The organism is Desulfobacteraceae bacterium, from assembly GCA_022340425.1.
Taxonomy (GTDB): domain Bacteria; phylum Desulfobacterota; class Desulfobacteria; order Desulfobacterales; family JAABRJ01; genus JAABRJ01.
Genome location: JAJDNY010000188.1, coordinates 1 through 3,049 on the forward strand (window position 1 = coordinate 1; position 3,049 = coordinate 3,049).

General features: G+C 58.0%; 3 protein-coding genes. 1 reads left to right on the forward strand and 2 read right to left on the reverse strand.

Features of this window, described 5'->3' with window-relative positions; translation table 11 throughout:
- Positions 1-174 precede the first annotated feature (174 nt).
- Complete coding sequence (locus LJE63_16610; GenBank protein MCG6908226.1) at positions 175-1,758, reverse strand: ABC transporter substrate-binding protein; 1,584 nt, start codon at positions 1,756-1,758, stop codon at positions 175-177.
- A gap of 74 nt (positions 1,759-1,832) precedes the next feature.
- Complete coding sequence (locus LJE63_16615) at positions 1,833-2,252, reverse strand: MarR family transcriptional regulator (GenBank protein ID MCG6908227.1); 420 nt, start codon at positions 2,250-2,252, stop codon at positions 1,833-1,835.
- A gap of 527 nt (positions 2,253-2,779) precedes the next feature.
- Between LJE63_16615 and LJE63_16620 the strand changes: the two genes are divergently transcribed.
- Entirely contained in the window at positions 2,780-3,037 is a 258-nt protein-coding gene (locus LJE63_16620) for a type II toxin-antitoxin system Phd/YefM family antitoxin (protein ID MCG6908228.1), read from the forward strand.
- Positions 3,038-3,049 lie beyond the last annotated feature (12 nt).

Genomic DNA, 3,049 nt, shown 5'->3' on the forward strand with positions numbered 1-3,049 from the left:
CGAGCCGACTGGTGGGTCGCGAGATCACGTCGTTTCAAACTTTTTTCGTATTCACCACGGCAAAAAACAGGTTGCCGAACCGCCGATGGGGAGGGCGCACCGCGGCCGCCGGGCTTGAAACGGGGCCGGGCCGCGGCCTGCCATCCCGAACCACCGGTTTTCAGCCGCCCGCCATCAGGCAAACCACCAGCGCTCAGGCCCCCGGAAGCCGTCGATTTCCCAGTTGACCGCCAGCGGGCCGTGGGCGACCTTGTCGCTGGCGGCCGCCAGGTCGGCGGCGAACATCGGCACCACGACACCGCCGTCGTCCCGCACCAGCTGCTGCATTTCGACGTACATGCCGCGGCGCTTCTGCTCGTCGAGTTCCGCCCGGGCGGCCACCAGCAGTTCGTTGAAGCGCTCGTTTTTCCAGTAGGTATCGTTCCAGGGCGCATCGGCCGCGTAGGCGGTGCTGAACATCATGTCTTCCGTCGGCCGCCCGCCCCAAAAGACCGCGCACCAGGGTTTTTTCAACCAGACGTTGCTCCAGTAGCCGTCGTTGGGCTCGCGCACCACCTCGATGCGGATCCCGGCCTTGGCGGCGTGCTCCTGGTAGAGGACGGCGGCATCGACGGCGCCTACAAAGGCCGCCTCGGCGGCGTGCAGCTTGAATGTGGGGTTTTCCACCCCGGCCTTCTTGAGGTGGAATTTGGCCTTGTCCGGATCATACTGCCGCTGGGGCAGGTCGGATGCGTGATAGCGGTTGGCGGCGGCGATGGGGTGGTCGTTGCCCACCGTGCCGTAGCCCCGCAGAATGGTTTTGACCAGACTCTCGCGGTCGATGGCGTATTTCAGCGCCAGGCGGACATCGTTGTTGTCGTATGGGGCGGTGTCGGTGCGCATGGCGAAGGTGTAATGCTTGAAGCCGTCTTGCTGCATCACCTGGATGCCCTTGGAGCGCTTGAGCAGGTGAACGGTTTTCAGTTCGCAGCGGTTCATGTAGTCGATCTGGCCGGTTTTCAGGGCATTGGTGCGGGCGTTGACGTCGCTGATGGCCAGGGTCTCGATTTCGTCGAACCAGGCCCGGTCCTTTTTGAAGTAGTTGGGGTTGCGGGTGGCGAAAGCGCGCACACCCGGCTCAAAATCCCTGAGAACGTAGGCACCGGTGAAGATGCCGTCTGTAAAATCGCTGCCTTTGGGGGCGATGGTGAGATGATAGTCGCTCATGATGTAGGGGAAATCGGCATTGCCGCCGGTGAGGGTGAAGACTACGGTGTCCTGGCCGTCTTTGCTGATGTCCTCGATGGACTCCACGATCCCCTTGGCGGCGGATTTGCTGTCTGCACCCCGGTGGTGGTTGATGGAGTGAATCACGTCATCGGCGTCCATGGTTTTGCCGTTGTGGAATTCCACACCTTTGCGGAGCTTGAAAACCCACTTTTTGGCATCCGGTGAAGACTCCCAGCTTTCGGCCAATTCAGGCGTGGCCCTGTTTTCATGGTCGATCTCCACCAGGGAGTTGCCCACCTGCCCGTAAAGGACGCACTGCATCACGATGTCGGTGATGGCCGCCGGGTCCAGGGAATCGGTGGTGGACCCGCCGGAGAGCCCCATGCGCAGGCGGCCGCCGCGCTTGGGCTCTGCGGCCTTTGCGGTCGACGGCATCAGCGCCGGGCCGACGGCCAAGGCCAGTCCCAGGGCAGCGGCGCGACCCATGAACTCCCGCCGCGAAATTTTTCCAGATGCAAACAACCACTCCAGCTCCTTTAATTCATTCATGCCGACCTCCTTGAAAATCGATTTTTGTTGGGGTTCTCCTGCCTTTTGTCAGGCTTGGGGCGCGGGGGAAAATCTCAGGTCTGCGAGCTGCCTGAATCGGGGGGCTTAGCGGCGGCTCTTGGGTTTTGCGCATCGCGGCTGTCGGGCGTTTCAAGCAATGCGAGGATCTGCCGCAAGCCTTGGTTTAATTTGGAGAGTTGGGAGGCTTCCAGATGGGCCAGACCCGCAGTCAGTTTCTCCTCGATGGTATCCGAAAGCGATCGGCCCCGGGAGGCGCCCGCGGGGGTCAAGGCGATTCGGGTGACCCTGCGGTCGCTTCCCTTGGGCAGGCGCTCAACCAGACCCTTTTTCTCCAGCCGGTCGATGATTCCGGTGACAGCGGCGGGGGTCACCAACACCAATTGGCTCAATTCCACCATCGACAGCGACCCGCGCTCCAAAAGGTTCCGCAGCACGCTGCTCTGGGACGGGGTATGGCCCGAGCGATCGGCCATTTTGGGCGACCCTGAACCGACGGCGCGATTCAGCCGCTTTACGGCGGCCGCAATTTCTTTGATCAACTGTTGGTTTTGATCGGTCATTGGCGCCTGGCTGGGATGATATTTCGACCATAATATCAATTTCAATCCTAAATAGTCAACAAACAAATATTTTTTGTAAAAAATATTTACATCTTGGCAGTCTATTATGAAAATCTTTCTACAACAACCATTTCGCTGTCAGCGCCTGTGCGGAGAACCCGCAGCCGAAACCAGCGCATGTAAATGAGGGTTGACGACGGGGCGGTGCGGCGGGAGTTTCAAACGGCGGGAAAAGGGGCGCCAAGCCCTTGCTGCCAATGCCGGGGGTGAGGGGAAAGGGAGTTGCGCCCATTGGGGCGGGCGGGGCTGTCTAAAGCGCCAGCGGAAATTCAACGCTCAGGGCAAAGAATCCTTCAGGGCTTTTTATTTGCTTGACACGACCAGCGTATTTCTTTAATTTATGACCATAATTCAGGTCAACTATAATATGGGATTATAATATGGAAACACTTTCTCTATCCGAAGCAAAAATGAAATTGAGCGAGCTTGTTGAAAAAGTTCAGTCAACCGATGTGGAGGTTATCATTACTAAAAATGGACGACCCGCGGCGGTTTTAGTAAGTCCCGATGAATTCGAAGGTTGGCGGGAGACAATTGCGATAAAATCTGATGGAGACTTGATGCGCGAGATAAAAAAAGGCATTGCAGCTCTAAAGAAAAAACCTAAGATATATACCTTAGAAGAGCTTTTCGAGTAAATAATGGCATCG

Bases quoted from the DNA above. Each gene is read 5' to 3' on its own strand.
- LJE63_16620 (MCG6908228.1), top strand. From the start codon at position 2,780: ATGGAAACACTTTCTCTATCCGAAGCAAAAATGAAATTGAGCGAGCTT.
- LJE63_16610 (MCG6908226.1), bottom strand. From the start codon at position 1,758: ATGAATGAATTAAAGGAGCTGGAGTGGTTGTTTGCATCTGGAAAAATT.
- LJE63_16615 (MCG6908227.1), bottom strand. From the start codon at position 2,252: ATGGCCGATCGCTCGGGCCATACCCCGTCCCAGAGCAGCGTGCTGCGG.